This is a genomic window from Nocardia thailandica NBRC 100428 (assembly GCF_000308795.1).
In the GTDB taxonomy this organism is placed as follows: Bacteria; Actinomycetota; Actinomycetes; order Mycobacteriales; family Mycobacteriaceae; genus Nocardia; species Nocardia thailandica.
The window spans coordinates 13,908-31,363 of record NZ_BAGK01000224.1; the positions used below are offsets into that span (position 1 = coordinate 13,908).

Genomic DNA, 17,456 nt, shown 5'->3' on the forward strand with positions numbered 1-17,456 from the left:
TGTGTCGTACGCCTGTGCCGAATTGCCAAACCGTTGCCGGAAAGTCTCCTGGCCACCTAGGACGTCGTGGGGCGACTCACACCGAGGGCCCGCACCGCGTCGATGGTGTCGGCGTCGGCGGGGTCCTTGTCGGGCCGGTACCGCACGACCCGCGCGAAGCGCAGCGCCACCCCGCCGGGGTACCGGGTGCTGGCCTGGATCCCGTCGAGCGCGATCTCGACGACCAGTTCCGGGCGCAGGTGGACGGTGTGTTCGTCGCGGTGGGACTCGTGACGGGGGAATTCCTCGGTCTGCCAGCGCAGCAGGACGTCGGTGAGCCCCTTGAAGGTCTTGCCGACCATCACCGGCCGGCCGGTCTCGGGGTCGCGCGCGGCCAGGTGCAGGTTGGACAGGAACCCGGTGCGCCTGCCGTATCCCCATTCGGCGCCGATGACCAGCAGGTCGAGGGTGTGGGCGGGCTTGATCTTCTGCCAGGACCGGCCGCGCCTGCCCGCCGCGTAGGGCGCGTCGAGCGCCTTGACCATGAGGCCCTCGTTGCCCGCGGCGAGCGCGCCGTCGTAGTACTCGGCGGCCGCCTCCGGGTCGGGCGCGAGCACGCCCGGCACGACGTGCGGGCCCGCCGCGGCGGCCAGCGCCGCGCGCCGTTCGCGCAGCGGCCGGTCGAGCAGGTCCTCGCCGTCGAGGTGCAGGCAGTCGAAGAAGTACGGGTGCAGGAGCAGTTCGGCGGTCGAGCCGACGGTGGCGAAACGGCTCATCGTCTCCTGGAACGGCCGCGGCCTGCCCGCGTCGGTGAGGGCGAGCGTCTCGCCGTCGAGCACCACGCTGCCGCAGTCGAGGCCGCGCACGAGTTCGACCAGCTCGGGCACGCTCGCGGTGATGTCGCGCAGGGTCCGGGTGAAGACCCACACCCGGTCGCCGTCGCGGTGCACCTGGATGCGGGCGCCGTCGAGTTTGTGTTCCAGGCTGACCTGCGGGCCCAGCTCGGCCAGCGCCTCGTCCAGCGACGAGCCCGGCGAGGCGAGCATCGGCTGGACCGGCCTGCCGACCTCGAGCCGGAACGCCGCCAGCGCGTCCGCACCGCCGCCGAACGCGGCGGCGGCGGTGACGGGCAGCTGACCGGAGAGCATGAAGGCCCGCCGGACCAGCTCGGACTCGATCCCGGTCGCCGCGGCGACCGCCTCGAGCACCACCGCGGTCAGCGCGCCCTGGCGCAGTTCGCCGGTGAGCAGGCGCAGCAGGAAGGACTGCTCGTCGGCGGTGGCCGCGCCGAACAGGGCGGCGAGCAGGTCCCTGCGCCGGGCCGCCGAGCCCGACCCGGTGACCGCGGCGAGCTCGGTGAACGCCGAATCCACCGCGCCGACCTCGAGCACGGGGCGTTCGCCCGGCGCGATCTCCAAGGCGGTCAGGGTGCGCCAGCCGGTCCCGATCCGGCCCTGGATCAGTTCTCCGGACAGCCACGCGACCACGGGCTCGATCTCGGCCGGGTCGGCGGCCGCGAGCAGCCCGGCCAGCGCGGCGATCTTGGCCTTGCGCGACCTGGTCTCCCGTACCGCCGCCGAGGCCGCGACGACATCGCTGAACAGCACCTGCCGACCGTAGCGCGGCCCACCGACACGGCGCGTTCAACACGTCGTGTGAAGAACCCGTTGGCAAGGATGCGAAAACACCCATAATCTGGTCGCATGGCCAAGACCTACGTCGGCGCGCGGCTGCGTCAGCTGCGAACCGAACGCGGCCTGAGCCAGGTGGCGCTGGCCCAGCAGCTCGCCATCTCGGCCAGCTACCTCAACCAGATCGAGCACGACGTCCGCCCGCTGACCGTGCCGGTGCTGGCGCGCATCAGCGAGTTGTTCGGCGTCGACCCGACCTTCTTCGCGACCCACGACGACACCCGGCTCATCGCCGAACTGTCCGAGGTGGTCATGGACGCCGAGCTCGGGATCGAGGCCGACACCCGCGAGATCGCCGACATGGTGTCCGCGCACCCGAGCATGGCCCGCGCCCTGGTCGCCATGCACAACCGCTACCGCAACACCAGCGCCCAGCTCGCCGCGGCGACCGAGGACCGCTTCTCCGACGGCTCGGGCAGCGGCGCGATCAGCAAGCCGCACGAGGAAGTGCGCGACTACTTCTACCAGCGCCAGAACTACATCCACGAGCTGGATGCCGCCGCCGAGGGGCTCACCGCCCGCATCCGGTTCCACGGCGGCGACGTCAGCACCGAGATCGCGCGCCTGCTGCGCAGCCACGGCGTCCGGATCGCCGAACGCATCGACCTCGGCGAGGGCGTGCTGCACCGCTTCGACCCGGTCACCCTCGACCTGGAGATCTCCCCGCACCTGTCCGGCGGGCAGCGCACGTTCAAGCTGGCCGCCGAGCTGGCCTACTTCGAGTGCGGCGAGCTGCTCGAGCGCCTGGTCGCCGAGGGCAATTTCGGCAGCGACGACGCCCGCAAGCTGGCCCGGCTCGGCCTCGCCAACTACTTCGCGGCGGCGACGGTGCTGCCCTACACGCACTTCCACGAGGTCGCCGAGACCTTCCGTTACGACATCGAGCGGCTGTCGGCCTTCTTCTCCCAGAGCTACGAGACGATCTGTCATCGCCTCTCCACGCTGCAGCGGCCGTCGCTGCGCGGGGTGCCGTTCTCCTTCGTCCGCGTCGACCGCGCGGGCAACATGTCCAAACGCCAGTCCGCGACGGGCTTCCACTTCTCCGCCAGCGGCGGCACCTGCCCGCTGTGGAACGTCTACGAGACCTTCGCCTATCCGGGCAAGATCATGATCCAGATCGCGCAGATGCCCGACGGCCGCAAGTACCTGTGGGTCGCGCGCACCGTCGAACGCCGCGCCACCCGCTACGGCCAGCCGAGCAAGACCTTCGCCATCGGCCTCGGCTGCGAACTGCGGCACGCGGGCCGCGTCGTCTACGCCGACGGCCTCGACCTCGACGAGGCCAAGGCGACGCCGATCGGCGCGGGCTGCCGCGTCTGCGTCCGCGCCAACTGCCCCCAACGCGCCTTCCCCCCGCTGGGCAAGCTCCTCGACATCAGCGAGCACCGCAGCTCGGTATCGCCCTACGTCATCAAATGAGATCGTGAGCAAACGTCGGCGATCCGGGCCGGATCCCATCGATCCACCGCTCGGTATTGGTCAACAGTCGAGCGATGGTCGGGCTGTCGTATCGGGCGATGTCATCCTGCTGGGTGGCGGTGATCATCGCGTCCATCAATCCGGTGCGCTGGCGGTCGATTTCCTCGCGCAGCCAGTTCGGCTGGACGTGGATGGCGGGTGCCGATCGAATCCAGTCGCCGACTCCGAGCCGCTCGGCTCGATATGTCGAACCAGTGCTCATGGACAGGTCGTTTCCCGAGCCGTTCGAGTACGCGAGATGGGAGTTCAGGTCGTACAACGGCGCGAGTCGTACCGACGCACCGCTGAGCAACAGTGAATAGTTCCTCGCGTGCGCGTCGGTGCCGCAGACCAGCCAGTTGAAAACGAGGGCCTGCGCGAAGCGGCGGTTGTCCTCCTCCGGACGTCCGCTGGTGCGATGGATGAGGTCCGCTATCACCTCGGCGCCCGGGCCACCCTGACTCTGATACTTCTGCGTCGGCCACATACCCATGGCTTGGCACATGTCCTCCTGGTGGACACGCACCCACCGATCGTGTCGCCGTACTCGGTCGTAGCGGGCGACCACGATGGCTCGCTCGTCGTCGAACTCCGTGATCTCACAGGTCGCGGTACGCAGCCCCAGGCCGGCCGCGGTCCGCAGAGTGACCGCTTCGACCAAGTCCTGGTCGTTCATCGTGGGGATCGAGGGCTTGATGATGTGTGTCGACGGGATGGCGCCGATCGGGTCGGCCCAGCCGTCGGCGGTGCGGTGGAGGGCGATCTTCGCCTGGGCTCCGGCGAGGGAGAACTTGCCCGTCGCGTCGTCGGTTGTCGACGGAGGGAGGTCGGCTTTCGTCCTGCGCAGCATCTCCGCTATATGCGTCGAGCCCAATTCGATGAGTTCGCCTCGACGTTCCTGGACGAATTCGAGCCGGTCGGGTCGAACGAACTGTGCGGCACCTGCGACATCCTCGCCGACATGGCACAGCAGCGAAAAAGAACTGTTGTCGTTCGCGATGCCGAAACGGCGACGCCATTGACGTAACGTCTCCGGTCGATCCGGCAGCAGCCCCTCCATCCACGGATCGAGCGCGGTCTCGCGGTAGCGGCCGACAGGTCCTGGCATCGATATCGACAGCGGGGTGAAGTGCTCGGGCAGGTGCTCGTCGTAGCGGAGCCGCATTCGTCGTCGACCGGTTCGGCGGACGTCGCCGATGACGCGGCCGTTCATGACCACATGCAGCGCATGCTCTTCTGTCATTGCGGTGTGCCGTCGACGATGGCGTCGAGGTCGATGGGGTCTTCGTCGCCTTCTGGCAGACGGGTCGGCGCCCGCCCGGAGAGTGTCACGGATACGTCGAGGGCGGAGATCACGCGCAGGACCATGTCGAGAGGGGCCGAACTCTTCTGCCCGTCCTCGAACGCGTTGAGCCATTGGCGCCCCACCTCGGCCATCGAGGCCAGGGCTTGCTGGGTGATGTCCTCGGCGATCCTCACCTCGCGTAAGGCCGGTCCGAGGTCGTCGGCCCGGAACACTTCAATTGTCGCCATATGACGACAGTATCAATTGTCGCCTTACGGCGACAACACGTGTTCGCTTGCCAACTCTCTCCGCAGCCCGCTACCGGGAGCCGAGCAAGACCGTCGCCATCAGCCTCGGCAGCGCACCGCGAGCCGCGTCGTCCGACCGCGGGCGTGGCGGCCGGAGGGGGCCGCCACGCCCGCGCGCGCACGGTCAGAAGGCCGCTTCGTCGAGGTCCATGATGTCGTTGTCGAGGGTGGCCAGCACGCCGCGGACGGCGGTGAGCTCGGGCAGGACGTTCTTGGCGAAGAAGCTCGCCGTGGCGATCTTGCCCCGGTAGAACGGCTGGTCCTTCTCGCTCGCCGACGGCAGGGCCGCGGCGGCGATCTCGGCCTGGGTCAGCAGCAGCCAGCCGATGAGCAGGTCGCCGACGGCCATGAGGAAGCGCACCGAGCCGAGGCCGACCTTGTAGATCTCGCGCGGCTCGGACTGGGCGGCCATGGCGTAGCCGGTGAGGGAGGCCGCCATCGCCTGGATGTCGGCCTGCGCGGTGCGCAGCAGCGCCCGCTCGGCCTCGAAGCGCCCGCTCGGGGCGTCGAGGAAGGCGGTGATCCGGCCGTCGACGTGGGCCAGCGCCGTCCCCCGGTCGCGCAGGATCTTGCGGAAGAAGAAGTCCTGCGCCTGGATGGCGGTGGTGCCCTCGTAGAGCGAGTCGATCTTGGCGTCGCGGATGTACTGCTCGATCGGGTAGTCCTGCAGGTACCCCGAGCCGCCGAAGGTCTGCAGCGATTCGGTGAGCAGCTGGTAGGCCCGCTCGGAGCCGACGCCCTTGACGATGGGCAGCAGCAGGTCGTCGACGCGGTGCGCCAGCTCCGGGTCCGCGCCCGACACCAGCTCGGCCACCTCGGGGTTCTGATGCGCGGCGGTGTAGAGGTAGACCGCCCGCAGGCCCTCGGCGTAGGCCTTCTGCAGGGCCAGCGAGCGGCGCACGTCCGGGTGGTGGGTGATCGTGACGCGCGGCGCGGTCTTGTCGGTCATCTGGGTCATGTCCGCGCCCTGCACCCGTTCCTTGGCGTAGGCAAGGGCGTTGAGGTAGCCGGTGGACAGGGTGCCCGACGACTTCACGCCGACGGTCATGCGCGCGTTCTCGATGACCTTGAACATCTGGGCGATGCCGTTGTGCACCCCGCCGACCAGCCAGCCCTTGGCCGGCACGTCGGTCCCGCCGAAGGTCAGTTCGCAGGTGGGCGAGGACTTCAGGCCCATCTTGTGTTCGAGGTTGGTGACGTAGACGCCGTTGCGGTCGCCCAGCTCGAAGGTCTCGGGGTCGAAGAGGAACTTCGGGACGTAGAACAGCGACAGCCCCTTGGTGCCTGGGCCCGCGCCCTCGGGGCGGGCCAGCACCAAGTGGAAGATGTTCTCGGCCAGATCGCCGAGGTCGCCGCCGGAGATGAAACGCTTCACCCCTTCGATGTGCCAGGAGCCGTCCTCCTGCTCGACGGCCTTGGTGCGGCCCGCGCCGACGTCGGAGCCCGCGTCGGGCTCGGTCAGCACCATGGTGCCCTGCCAGCCGCGCTCGAAACCGGCGCGGGCCCAGCGCTTCTGTTCCTCGGTCCCGATGTCGTAGAGCACCGAGCCCATCAGCGGGCCCATGTTGAAGAAGCTCGCGGCCGGGTTGGCGCAGAAGGTCATCTCGTTGACGGCCCATACCAGCGCGTTGGGCGCGGGGGTGCCGTCCATGTCCTCGGGGAGGCCGAGCTTGTACCAGCCCGCCTCGTGTACCGCCTCGACCGTCTTGCGCAGCGGATCGGGGACGGTGATGTCGAAGGTGTCGTTGTTGTAGACGACCGGGTGCCGGTCCGCCTCGGCGAAGGATTCGGCGATGGGCCCCTCGGCGAGCCGTCGCACCTCGGCCAGGATCTCGCGCACCGTCTCGCTGTCCAGGTCGCCGTAGGCGCCGGAATCCAGCAGCTTGTCCAGACCGAGAACCTCGAACAGGTTGAACTCGATGTCGCGCACATTCGCCTTGTAGTGCCCCACTGGGCTCCTCCTCGACCTGAGCTCGCCCGGCCCGTCGCCGAGCGATCCGGCTTTTCGACGTCGTACGAATTCAGAGCCTGCCGCACCCGCGCTCGGCTACGCAACCGTAGCCACGCCGGGCAGGCGGCCCGCCTCACCGCCGGGGTGGAACGCGTTTCAGAAAAGGTTCACACGGATGAAACAGGCGAAATGGACACGTCACCGAGAGATATTCCGGCGCAACAAGTCCCGCCTATCGTTCCGAATCACGAGTACAGCCGCTGTATACAGCCCGGTGTACACCGAGCGGAGGGGACCTGGCGGCTGTACTCGTCGCGGCGCGTTTGCGCCGGGAGTTACACCTGATGAGGAGAGGGTCCACCCATGTCACAATCCCGCATGGTCAAGGTGCTTGCCGTACCTGCCGCGGTCGCGATGGCCGGTCTGCTGCTGACCGCCTGCGGCGCCAAGGACGACGGCGGCACATCGACCGCGGCGTCCTGTGTCGACACGACCAAGGACACGATCAAGGTCGGTTCACTGCACTCGCTCTCCGGAACGATGGCGATTTCCGAAGTGACCGTGGCCAATTCGACCAAGCTCGCGGTCGACCAGATCAACGCGGCGGGCGGTGTGCTCGGCAAGAAGATCGAACTGGTCCTCGAGGACGGCGCCTCGGACCCGAAGACCTTCGCCGAGAAGGCCGAGAAGCTGATCAGCGCGGACTGCGTGGCCGCGGTCTTCGGTGGCTGGACCTCGTCGAGCCGCAAGGCCATGAAGCCCAAGTTCGAGACCCTGAACTCGCTGCTCTACTACCCCGTTCAGTACGAGGGCCTGGAGGACAGCAAGAACATCTTCTACACCGGCGCCACCACCAACCAGCAGATCGTGCCCGCGCTGGACTACCTCAAGCAGAAGGGCATCAAGTCGCTCTACCTCGTCGGTAGCGACTACGTCTTCCCCCAGACCGCCAACCGCGAGATCAAGGCCTACGCCGCCGCCAACGGCATCGAGATCAAGGGCGAGGACTACACCCCGCTCGGCTCCACCGACTTCTCCACCATCGTCAACAAGGTCCGTAACGCCAAGGCGGGCGCGGTCTTCAACACGCTCAACGGCGACTCCAACGTCGCGTTCTTCCGCGAGTACACCAACGCGGGCCTCAAGGCCGCCGACATGCCGGTCGTCTCGGTGTCCATCGCGGAGGAGGAGGTCGCCGGCATCGGCGCCCAGAACATCGCGGGCCAGCTGACCGCCTGGAACTACTACCAGACCGTCGACTCCCCGGCGAACAAGAAGTTCGTCGCCGACTACAAGGCCGCCTTCGGCGCCGACAAGCCCACCTCCGATCCCATGGAGGCCGCCTACGCCTCGGTCTTCCTGTGGAAGAACACCGTGGAGAAGGCCAAGTCCTTCGCGGTCGCCGACGTCCAGGCCGCCGCCGACGGCGTCACCTTCGAGGCGCCCGAGGGCCTGGTGACCATCGACGGCGCCAACCACCACATCACCAAGACCGCCCGCATCGGCGAGATCCGGCCCGACGGGCTCATCTACACCGTGTGGGACTCCGGCAAGGCCATCACCCCCGACCCGTACCTGAAGACCTACGACTGGGCCAAGGGCCTGAAGTAACCCCGCAGCTCCGGTGCCGGCGGTCATGAGGGGACGCCGGCACCGGGCTCGACCACGAAGGGTCCAGGTATGGATGTGCTTGTCGGCCAGCTCTTCACCGGGCTGAGCCTCGGATCGATTCTTCTGCTCGCCGCGCTCGGCCTGTCGCTGACCTTCGGTCAGATGGGCGTGATCAACATGGCGCACGGCGAGTTCATCATGGCCGGGTGCTACACGACCTACGTCGTGCAGCAGGTCATCTCGTCGGCCGGTGTCTCGCTGTTCGTCTCGTTGTTCGTCGGGTTCGCCGTGGGCGGCGTCCTCGGCGCGGCGCTGGAGATGGGGCTCATCCGCTGGATGTACGACCGGCCGCTCGACACGCTGCTGGTCACCTTCGGTGTCGGGCTCGTCCTGCAGCAGGCCGCCCGCGACATCTTCGGGGCGCCCGCCAAGAACGTCGTCGCGCCCGAATGGCTCAGCGGCGGCATCACCATCGCCGGCGCGGTCGTACCCAAGACCCGCATCTTCATCCTCGTGCTGGCGATCGTGGCGGTGACCGCGCTGGCCACCGTGCTCAAGACAACACCGATGGGCAGGCGGATCAGGGCCGTCGTGCAGAACCGCGGGCTGGCCGAGACAAGCGGCATCTCCAGCCGTTTCACCGATATCAGCACCTTCTTCATCGGTTCGGGCCTGGCCGGGGTCGCCGGTGTCGCGCTGACCCTGATCGGCTCGACCAGCCCGACCATCGGCCAGAGCTACCTCATCGACGCCTTCCTGGTCGTCGTGATCGGCGGGCTCGGGCAGATCAAGGGCACGGTCATCGCGGCCTTCGCGCTCGGCCTGCTCAACTCGTTCATCGAATACTCGACGACCGCCTCGATCGCCAAGGTGATCGTGTTCGTGCTGATCGTCATCTTCCTGCAGGTCCGCCCGCAGGGCCTGTTCACCGTGCGGACAAGGAGCCTGGCATGAGCGGTCAGCGGCCGGAGGCGGCAGCGCAGCGTGACCACGTAGGCCGCCTGAAGGCGCACCCGTCGATTCTTCCGCTGGCCGGTTTCGCGATCGCCGCGGTCATCCTGTTCGGGGTCGCGCCCGCGATGCTCAGCGACTTCCGGCTCAACCTGCTGGCGAAGTTCCTGTGCTTCGCCATCGTCGCCGCGGGCATCGGGCTGGCCTGGGGCCGGGGCGGCATGCTGACCCTCGGCCAGGGCGTGTTCTTCGGTATCGGCGCCTACATCATGGCCATGCACATGCAGCTCGCCGACGCGGCGCGGCTGCACAACGATGTCCCGGAGTTCATGGAGATCGCGGGCATCAGCGAACTGCCGGTGTTCTGGCAGCCGTTCTCCTCGGCGCCGGTGGCGATCCTGGCGATCCTGGTGCTGCCCGCGCTGGTCGCGGCGGTGCTCGGCTACGGCGTGTTCAAGCGCCGGGTCAAGGGCGCCTACTTCGCCATCCTCAGCCAGGCGCTGGCCGCGGCCATGGCCATCTGGCTCACCGGCCAGCAGAGCCTCGGCGGGTTCACCGGCCTCTCGGATTTCCGGGCCTTCTTCGGATTCAAGCTGTCGGATCCGGCCAACCGCAGGATGCTGTTCTTCATCGCGGCGGCCGCGCTGCTGCTGGTGGTGGCCCTGATCCGTCAGCTCATGCACAGCCGCTACGGCGAACTGCTCGTCGCGGTGCGTGACCAGGAGGAGCGGGTGCGTTTCCTCGGCTACGACCCGGCCAACATCAAGATCGTCGCCTATGTCGTCGCCGCCTTCCTCGCCGGGATCGCGGGCGCGTTGTTCACCCCGATCGTCGGCATCATCTCCCCCGCCGACATCGGCATCGTGCCCTCGATCGCCTTCCTGATCGGCGTCGCCATCGGCGGCCGGACCACCCTGCTCGGACCGGTGCTCGGCGCCATCGGCGTCGCCTGGGCGCAGACCACGCTGTCGGAGGAGTTCCCCTCGGGCTGGACCTATCTGCAGGGCGTGCTGTTCATCGTGGTCGTCGGCTTCGTCCCGGCGGGCCTGGCCGGCCTGTGGCCCACGCTGAAGGCCCTGTGGCAGAGCCGGTTCGGGCCGAGCGAGGCCGAACCGGAGATCCGAACAGAACCGGCGCCCGCGGCGCCGGACGACGAGAAGGTGGCGGCACGATGAGCGAACCCGCACACGAGCCGAGGGCGGGCGGCAACGCGGGCATGGACAGCGAGTATCTCGAGATCCGTGGCCTGTCGGTCAGTTTCGACGGATTCAAGGCGGTGACCGAGGTCGACCTGACCGTGCTCCAGGGCGACCTGCGGTTTCTCATCGGCCCCAACGGCGCGGGCAAGACCACGCTCATCGACGCGATCACCGGGCTGGTCCCGGCGACCGGGTCGGCGCAGAAGTCGGGCACCGAACTGCTGGGCAAGAAGGTCCACCGGATCGCCCGGCTCGGGGTCGGCCGGACCTTCCAGACCGCGAGCGTGTTCGAGCAGCTGACCGTCCTGCAGAACCTCGACATCGCCGCGGGCGCGGGCCGCTCGCCGTTGACGCTGCTGCGGAAGCGGAAGTCGGTGCTGCCCAGCATCGACGAGGCGCTGGAGACCACCGGGCTCACCGCCCTGCGCGACACCCCCGCGGGCGTGCTCGCGCACGGGCAGAAGCAGTGGCTCGAGATCGGCATGCTGCTGGTCCAGAACGCCTCGGTGCTGCTGCTCGACGAACCCGTCGCCGGCATGAGCGCCGAGGAGCGCGAGGAGACGGGGAACCTGTTGCGCCGCATCGGCGGCGACCGGGTCGTCGTGGTCGTCGAGCACGACATGGATTTCATGCGCCAGTTCGCCACCTCGGTCACCGTGCTCGCCGGCGGGCAGGTGCTCAGCGAGGGCAGCGTCGAACAGGTTCAGGCCGATCCCAAGGTGCAGGAGGTCTACCTCGGCACCGCCAACCTGGACGTCTCGGAGGAGCCCGCCGATGCTTGAATTGCATGCCGTCCGTAGTGGTTACGGACGCACCGAAGTGGTGCACGGGGTCGACCTCACGGTGCCCGACGACAGCGTCGTCGCCGTGATGGGACACAACGGCGCGGGCAAGACCACCCTGCTGCGCACGGCCGTCGGGCTGCTGCCGGTCAAGTCCGGCCGGATCACCTTCGACGGGGAGGACATCACCAAGCTCGCCCCGTCCAAGCGGGTGGCCCGTGGCATCGCCTACGTGCCGCAGGGGCAGCAGAGTTTTCCCCAGCTGTCCACAGCCGAGAACCTGCAGGTGGTGGCCGACGGCCGCAAGCGCGGCAAGGCACTGATCGACGAATCGCTCGATCTGTTCCCCGCCCTCCGGGAGCTGCTGACCCGCAAGGCAGGCCTGCTCTCGGGCGGCCAGCGCCAGCAGCTCGCCATCGCCCGCGCGCTGATCACCGAGCCGAAGCTGCTCATCCTGGACGAGCCGACCGAGGGCATCCAGCCCTCGGTGGTCGCCGAGATCGAGCGCACCATCATCGCGCTGACCGAACGCGGCGGGCTGAGCGTGCTGCTGGTCGAGCAGCACATCGGCTTCGCGTTGCAGGCCGCCGGGCAGTACTACGTGCTGCATTCGGGTCGGGTCGGGTCCACCGGCGCGGGCGGCGCGGGCGCGGAGTCGGCGGTCCGTACGGCGATGACCATCTGAGCGGACACCGCCATGGCACGCGGACGGCGAGTGCCCCTGACCGAGCGCGTCTACGACGCGCTCCGCCACGACCTCGCCGCCGGACTCCTCGACGACACTCCCCTGCGGACCGAGCGTTTGGCCGCGCGCTACGGCGTCTCGCGCACCCCCGTGCGCGAGGCGCTGGCCCGGCTCGAGGCCGACGGGGTCGTCCGCCGCCGGGACGGGGTACTCGTCCTGTTCCGGCCCGACCCGGCCGAACTGGCCGACCTCTACGAACTGCGCACCGTGCTGGAATCGCGCGGTTTCCAGCGCATCGTCCTCGGCAGGCGGCTGACCGGCCACGACCTGACCGCCGTCGGGGGCGAACTCCGCCGCTGGCTGGCCTACCGCGACGAGCCGCCCGCGACCGCCGCGGCCGCCGTCGCCGCGGACGAGCAGTTCCACACCGCGCTGCTGCGGGCCGCGGGCAACGCCGCCCTGGTCGACGCGCTCGCCGCGGTCCACCTGCGGCTGCGCCCGATCCGCGCGGCGGCCCTCACCCGCGAGCGGGTGGCGGCCATGATCGGCGAGCACATCGCCATCGCGGAGTTGGTGGTCGCGGGCGAATCCGAACGGGCGCACACCGCGCTGGCCACCCACATCCGGGCCGCCCACGACCTGGTCGGCGCGCCGCGCGGCGAACCGGAACGGCCCGCACCCGAGGGGAATTGACCCCAGCGCTCAGCAGGCGGGCTGGAACGGGAAGCACTCGACCGGCGTCGACAGCGGCGCGGGCGCGGTGGTCGAGGAACTCACGGAACTCACCTCCGAGACGGTGCGCGGCTGCGGATCGTCGGTCAGCACCGCGCGGATTACAACGACGAGCACGACCAGCAGGCCGAACATCGCCAGGGCCAGCACGATCCAGCCCGCCCACCGGCCCGACCCCGTCGACGGCGGGGCGGGCGGGGCGACGGGCACCGAGTCGGCCCGCCTCCGGGTGACCCGCTCGAGGAAGGTGTCCACCGGCGGCGGCTCGTTCTCGTCGAATCCGTCGGCCGCCAGCTGGCCGGGGCTCGGCGCCAGTTCCCGCAGCCCCAGCGCCGTGCAGGTGTGCAGGACCCGGTCGATGGTGAACGCGCGCGGCGCCGCCGTGAAACCCTCGAGATAAATGCGCAGATCGGTCAGATCGACCGAATTACCCACCACCACATCGCGTCCGGTGCGCAGCGTGGTCCTGGCCGGGCGCACGACCACACCCCGATAGGGAATGAGCACGATCGCCCCGCAGACGTGTTTTCCGTCCTGCAGTGACTGCTCGAGGGCGTGGCGCACCGCCCAGACGCTGTCCTCGAGGCGGTCCAGCGGTTTCGCCGGGGCCGAATCGTCCAATTCGAGCGGTTCGTCGCTGATGGTCCACGGCGCGTTCGCGGCGATTTTCAGCAGGCCGCTCTGCCGCCGCCGGAAACCGAGCACGGTCAGCACGGTCATTCCCCTCGGCGTCAGCACCACGGCGGTGGAATGCCTGCCGCCGATGACCGGATCGATGAGCGCCAGACCCGCCCCGGGCAGTTTGCGCAGGCAGTCGACGAACTCCTGCTCGGAACCGGAGAGTTCGGCCCCCGGCCTGATCCGAACGAGCATTCCGATGTACCCCTACCAGTCTTGCGAGACTCTGCCACCGCTATTACTCGGCGGTACCCACCGATCATGACGGGCTGCGTCGCCGAAAACCACTGGAACAAAGGAAAAACCGCGTTACCGCCGAATTCCCGCGTATCCGGTGTCGCCGGGACGGGCCACGGCGGGGCGCGCGCGGAGTACGCTCCTGCGCATGGTGTCACCGGTGCGACCACGCATTTCTCCCGGACGGCTGCGCGAGCTGGGACCGGTCAACTGGGTCGTCTGGCAGGTGCTCTCCCGCGCCTCCGGCACCGCCGACGCGCAGCTGTTCAGCACCCTGGGGCGCACCGGCGGCCTGTTCCGCGGGTGGCTGCACTACTCGGGCAAACTCATGCCGGGCGGGCGCCTGCCGCGTTCGGAGGCCGAACTGGTGATCCTGCGGGTCGCCGCGCTGCGGTCCTGCGACTACGAGGCCGACCACCACCGCAGGCTGGGGCGCCGGGCCGGGCTCTCGGCCGAGGAGATCGAGCGCGTCGGCCAGGGCCCGGCCGCCGCGGGCTGGACGCCGCGGCAGCGCGCCCTGCTCACCGCGGTCGATCAGCTGGTGGGAACGCGCACCGTGGACGACGGGGCCTGGGCCGCCCTGGCCGAGCACTACGACGAGCGGCGCCTCATCGAGATCGTGCTGCTGATCAACCAGTACGAGGGGCTGGCGTCGACCATCGCCACCCTGGGGATCGAACGGGACAGTTTCTGACGGGACCGCCCGCCCGCGTCAGGCCCGGCGCGCCACCTTCACCGCGGCGACGATCATCGGGATCTGCAGCGGCAGGCGCGCCAGCACCCCGACCTTGAACGCGCGGGGCGCCTTCGGGTTGCGCACCACATCCACGGCCATCTGGATGTTGGCCGGGAACACGGCGACGAACAGCGCCGCGGCCAGCCAGCCGCCGACGCGGCGGGTGCGCGGCACCGCCAGCGCGGTCGCCACGCCGAGTTCGGCGACGCCCGACGCGTAGGTGTAGGTCCTGGCCTCGCCGGGGAGCTGCGGCGGCACGATCTTGTCGAAGGGCTTCGGCGCCACGAAGTGGAGGATGCCCATGAGGAACAGCGGGCGGCTCAACCAGGAATGCATGTCTGCACAGTGCCATACGGGGCGGTCCGCCGGTACCCCCCGGGCCTCCTCCACCACCGGCCGGCTCAGGCCAGCGCGGCCCGGAACACCTCGGCGGCCGGGGTGGCCGGTCGGCCGATCAGGCGGGTCAGATCGCCGGTGGTGACCTCGAGCGCGCCCCGGGCGATGCCGGTGTCGGCGTCGGCGAGCACCGCCGCGTGCGCCTCGTCCAGGCCGGCCGCGCGCAGGCCCGCGGCGTAGTCGGCCTCGGACAGGTTCTCGTAGCGGACCGGGGCACCCGCGGCCTCCGACAGCGCCGCGGCCAGGTCCTCGCCGGACAGGGCGGAGTCGCCGCCCAGCTCGTAGGTCCGGCCCGCGTGGCCGTCGGTGGTCAGCACGCGCGCGGCGGCGGCCGCGTAGTCCGCGCGGGCGGCCCCGGACACGCGGCCCTCGCCGAGCGCGCCGTGCAGGACGCCGGTCGCGACCGCGTGCCCGGCGCCCCCGGTGTAGTTCTCCCAATACCAGCTGTTGCGCAGCAGCACCGAGGGCACCGACGACGCGCGGACCACCTGCTCGGTGGCGCGGTGCTCGTCGGCCAGCCGCATCGGATTGTCCTGGGCGGCGGGGATGCTCGTGTACGCCAGCAGTTCGACCCCGGCCCGCTCGGCCGCCCGGACCACGTTGGTGTGCTGCGCGACGCGCGCGCCGAACTCGTTGCCCGAGACCAGCAGCACCCGGTCGACGCCGGCCAGCGCCGCGTCGAGGGCGGCGGGGTCGTCGTAGGACGCGACGCGGACCTCCGCGCCCTGTTCGGCCAGGTCGGCCGCCTTGGCGGGGTCGCGCACGATCGCCACCGGCCGCTCACCGGCGGCGAGCAGCTCCGCCACCACGAGCCGTCCGAGCTGCCCGCTCGCCCCTGTCACTGCCACCGTCATGACTTCCTCCAGACTACGACTGATACGTAAGCACTAACTATTAGTTAGCACTATTCATTCCGCAGGCGCTGTAGTCAAGAGCGGTACACTGGATCACATGAGCAGCGCGCGTCCCCGGCCGGCCGACGATGACGACGCGCGCCTGGAAGCCGACGTGTTCGCGCGCGACTGCGAGTCGCGACCGGTCCTGCAGAACGTGGCCAGCCGCTGGGGCGTGCTCGCGCTGGTCGCGCTGCGCGAAGGGCCCTACCGGTTCAGCGCGCTACGGCGCCGCGTCGACGGCGTGAGCGAGCGCATGCTCTCGCAGACGCTGCAGGCCCTCGAACGCGACGGCATGGTGCATCGCGAGGTCCTCGAGGCCATCCCACCCCGGGTCGAGTACACCCTGACCGAACTCGGCGGCCGGGTCGCCGAGCGGCTGGAGGATCTGATCGTGCTGGTGGAGGCCAACATGGACACCGTCCGCGCGGCCCGGTCCGCCTATCACCGCGACTGACCGGCCCCGATCAGCTGCGACACCGTCACGAAGCGGTAGCCCTGCGCCCGCAGCCGCGCCACGATCGCGGGCAGCGCCGCGGCCGACCGCTCCCGGTACATCACGTGCAGCAGCACGATGGATCCGGGCCGCACCTCGCGCACCGTCCGCTCGACGACCTCGTCGGTGCTCACCCGCCCGGCCGAATCGGGCTCGACATCCCAGGTGACGGTGGTGCGGTCGTGGTCGGCCAGATAGCTCGGCAGCGCCCACAGCTTCTTGCCGTAGGGCGGGCGGAACGTGATGGGGCCCTGCTGGCCCGCGCGGCGGATCTCGGCATCGGTGCGCTCGATCTCCTCGCGCACGGTGTCACCGGACACCAGCACCATCCGCCGGTGGGTGAAGGAATGGTTGCCGAGTTCGTGCCCGGCCGCGACGATCGCGGCGCCGTACCCGGGGTGCGCGGCCAGGTCACGGCCGACGAGATAGAAGGTCGCGGGCACCCCGGCCTCCGCGAGCGTGCGCAGTATCTCGGGGGTGCGGTCGGTGGGGCCGTCGTCGAAGGTCAGCGCCACGACCTTGTCGGCCGTGTCGACCCGGTCGACCAGGTCTCCGGCGAGCTGGAAGGTGCGCGAGTTCATCAGGAAATACAGACCGGCGCCCACCACGAGCACGACGACGAGCACGGACGCGACACCGAGGAACCACTTGCGCACCCCTGCTGTATACCGCAGGGGTGCGCGAGGATCAGCGGATCAGGGAATGACCTGGGTGATGTCACCCGGCTGCAGGTAATCGAAGAAGCGGTGCGCGCCCTCCTCGGTCATCCGCACGCAACCGTGCGACTTGGAGTCGACCGGGCCGACGTGGAAGGCCATGTCGCCGTTGAAGAACGTGGCCCAGCGCATCGGCGCGTTGTGCATCGTGCTCCAGTGGAATTCCCGCTTGAAGGAAATGCGGGTGACCGCGGGCGGGGTTTCGTAGCCGGGCATGCCGTGCGAAATCGGGGTCGGCCCGTAGATCACCCGGCCGTTGTCCACCAGCCACGCCTCGTTCGTGGACAGCCGCATGCACGCACGCGCCTCCTTGACCGGGCACGGCGATTCGGTCGGCACGATCGACCCGATACCGGGCAGATCCGGCCCACCCGGGAAGAGGGGCTCGGCGGCGGCGGGCGCCATCAACCCGAATCCCGCGACGGCCACCGAGGCCGTCGCCGCGATACGTCCTGTCCAGCCGAGAAAACGCTTGCTCACCATCGGAACTCCGTTGCCTCTCTCACCGGTTAGAGCACAAGCATGGGACCAACAAACGCGAAACTGCCGATGATCATCACCGATGACCGCCGTTTCCACCAAATCGACGCGCAACACAATCGAAAGAGAATCGTTTCGATTCGGAAAAGCGAAAACGGTGGTACCGGAGAATTCCGGCACCACCGTTTCGGC

18 protein-coding genes are annotated in these 17,456 nt (G+C 69.4%); 9 read left to right on the forward strand and 9 right to left on the reverse strand.

Translation table 11 applies throughout. The annotated features are described in order from the left end of the window. Positions 1–56: 56 nt before the first annotated feature. A complete protein-coding gene (locus tag ON36_RS25715; RefSeq protein WP_043658710.1) occupies positions 57–1,586 on the reverse strand; it encodes an ATP-dependent DNA ligase in 1,530 nt (509 codons plus the stop codon). Positions 1,587–1,682: 96 nt separating this feature from the next. Between ON36_RS25715 and ramB the strand changes: the two genes are divergently transcribed. Beyond that, positions 1,683–3,089, forward strand: a complete 1,407-nt coding sequence (gene ramB / locus ON36_RS25720) for an acetate metabolism transcriptional regulator RamB (RefSeq protein ID WP_043658713.1) — start codon at positions 1,683–1,685, stop codon at positions 3,087–3,089. Here ramB and ON36_RS25725 read toward each other — a convergent pair. The 3 genes from ON36_RS25725 to ON36_RS25735 all read right to left on the reverse strand — a co-directional run bounded on the left by ON36_RS25725 (position 3,082) and on the right by ON36_RS25735 (position 6,672). Continuing rightward, positions 3,082–4,371 (reverse strand): type II toxin-antitoxin system HipA family toxin, encoded by a 1,290-nt coding sequence (locus ON36_RS25725; protein WP_169334738.1) that lies wholly within the window; start codon positions 4,369–4,371, stop codon positions 3,082–3,084. The two genes, ramB and ON36_RS25725, sit on opposite strands and share 8 nt — an antisense overlap. After that, complete coding sequence (locus ON36_RS25730; protein WP_043658716.1) at positions 4,368–4,661, reverse strand: helix-turn-helix transcriptional regulator; 294 nt, start codon at positions 4,659–4,661, stop codon at positions 4,368–4,370. The genes ON36_RS25725 and ON36_RS25730 overlap by 4 nt, the downstream gene beginning before the upstream one ends. Before the next feature lie 184 nt (positions 4,662–4,845). Further along, positions 4,846–6,672, reverse strand: a complete 1,827-nt coding sequence (locus ON36_RS25735; protein WP_043658719.1) for an acyl-CoA dehydrogenase — start codon at positions 6,670–6,672, stop codon at positions 4,846–4,848. Between the two features lie 363 nt (positions 6,673–7,035). On the opposite strand from ON36_RS25735, the gene urtA reads away from it, so the two are divergent. The 6 genes from urtA to ON36_RS25765 all read left to right on the forward strand — a co-directional run bounded on the left by urtA (position 7,036) and on the right by ON36_RS25765 (position 12,593). Next, positions 7,036–8,283 (forward strand): urea ABC transporter substrate-binding protein, encoded by a 1,248-nt coding sequence (urtA, locus tag ON36_RS25740; RefSeq protein WP_043658722.1) that lies wholly within the window; start codon positions 7,036–7,038, stop codon positions 8,281–8,283. Positions 8,284–8,352: 69 nt separating this feature from the next. Next, the gene (urtB, locus tag ON36_RS25745) at positions 8,353–9,237 is read left to right on the forward strand and encodes an urea ABC transporter permease subunit UrtB (RefSeq protein ID WP_043658723.1); all 885 of its coding nucleotides are present in this window, start codon (positions 8,353–8,355) and stop codon (positions 9,235–9,237) included. Next, entirely contained in the window at positions 9,234–10,409 is a 1,176-nt protein-coding gene (gene urtC / locus ON36_RS25750) for an urea ABC transporter permease subunit UrtC (protein WP_083885424.1), read from the forward strand. Before urtB ends, urtC begins: the two co-directional genes overlap by 4 nt. Then, on the forward strand, positions 10,406–11,215 hold the full coding sequence (urtD, locus tag ON36_RS25755) for an urea ABC transporter ATP-binding protein UrtD (RefSeq protein WP_043658726.1): 810 nt from the start codon (positions 10,406–10,408) through the stop codon (positions 11,213–11,215). The genes urtC and urtD overlap by 4 nt, the downstream gene beginning before the upstream one ends. Further along, complete coding sequence (gene urtE, locus ON36_RS25760; RefSeq protein ID WP_043658728.1) at positions 11,208–11,900, forward strand: urea ABC transporter ATP-binding subunit UrtE; 693 nt, start codon at positions 11,208–11,210, stop codon at positions 11,898–11,900. Before urtD ends, urtE begins: the two co-directional genes overlap by 8 nt. Positions 11,901–11,930: 30 nt before the next feature. Beyond that, positions 11,931–12,593 carry a GntR family transcriptional regulator gene (locus ON36_RS25765; protein ID WP_245558202.1) on the forward strand — a complete coding sequence of 221 codons (663 nt, stop codon included), beginning with the start codon at positions 11,931–11,933 and terminating at the stop codon, positions 12,591–12,593. 9 nt (positions 12,594–12,602) lie between these two features. On the opposite strand, the gene ON36_RS25770 is transcribed toward ON36_RS25765, so the two are convergent. Beyond that, the gene (locus ON36_RS25770) at positions 12,603–13,505 is read right to left on the reverse strand and encodes a hypothetical protein (protein ID WP_043658733.1); all 903 of its coding nucleotides are present in this window, start codon (positions 13,503–13,505) and stop codon (positions 12,603–12,605) included. A 190-nt stretch (positions 13,506–13,695) separates the two neighbouring features. Here ON36_RS25770 and ON36_RS25775 point away from each other — a divergent pair, with 190 nt between their 5' ends. Beyond that, positions 13,696–14,241 (forward strand): carboxymuconolactone decarboxylase family protein, encoded by a 546-nt coding sequence (locus ON36_RS25775; protein ID WP_083885426.1) that lies wholly within the window; start codon positions 13,696–13,698, stop codon positions 14,239–14,241. Positions 14,242–14,259: 18 nt separating this feature from the next. Here ON36_RS25775 and ON36_RS25780 read toward each other — a convergent pair whose 3' ends face one another. Both ON36_RS25780 and ON36_RS25785 read right to left on the reverse strand, forming a co-directional pair. Then, a complete protein-coding gene (locus ON36_RS25780) occupies positions 14,260–14,619 on the reverse strand; it encodes a DoxX family protein (RefSeq protein WP_043658734.1) in 360 nt (119 codons plus the stop codon). Positions 14,620–14,684: 65 nt separating this feature from the next. Then, positions 14,685–15,533: an NmrA family NAD(P)-binding protein gene (locus ON36_RS25785; protein WP_043658735.1), complete on the reverse strand. Its 849-nt coding sequence runs from the start codon at positions 15,531–15,533 to the stop codon at positions 14,685–14,687. A gap of 97 nt (positions 15,534–15,630) precedes the next feature. On the opposite strand from ON36_RS25785, the gene ON36_RS25790 reads away from it, so the two are divergent. Beyond that, positions 15,631–16,029: a winged helix-turn-helix transcriptional regulator gene (locus ON36_RS25790; protein ID WP_043658737.1), complete on the forward strand. Its 399-nt coding sequence runs from the start codon at positions 15,631–15,633 to the stop codon at positions 16,027–16,029. Here ON36_RS25790 and ON36_RS25795 read toward each other — a convergent pair. Then, entirely contained in the window at positions 16,017–16,724 is a 708-nt protein-coding gene (locus ON36_RS25795) for a polysaccharide deacetylase family protein (protein WP_043658739.1), read from the reverse strand. The genes ON36_RS25790 and ON36_RS25795 overlap by 13 nt on opposite strands. 39 nt (positions 16,725–16,763) lie before the next feature. Continuing rightward, complete coding sequence (locus ON36_RS25800; protein ID WP_245558203.1) at positions 16,764–17,444, reverse strand: L,D-transpeptidase; 681 nt, start codon at positions 17,442–17,444, stop codon at positions 16,764–16,766. Positions 17,445–17,456: the final 12 nt, after the last annotated feature.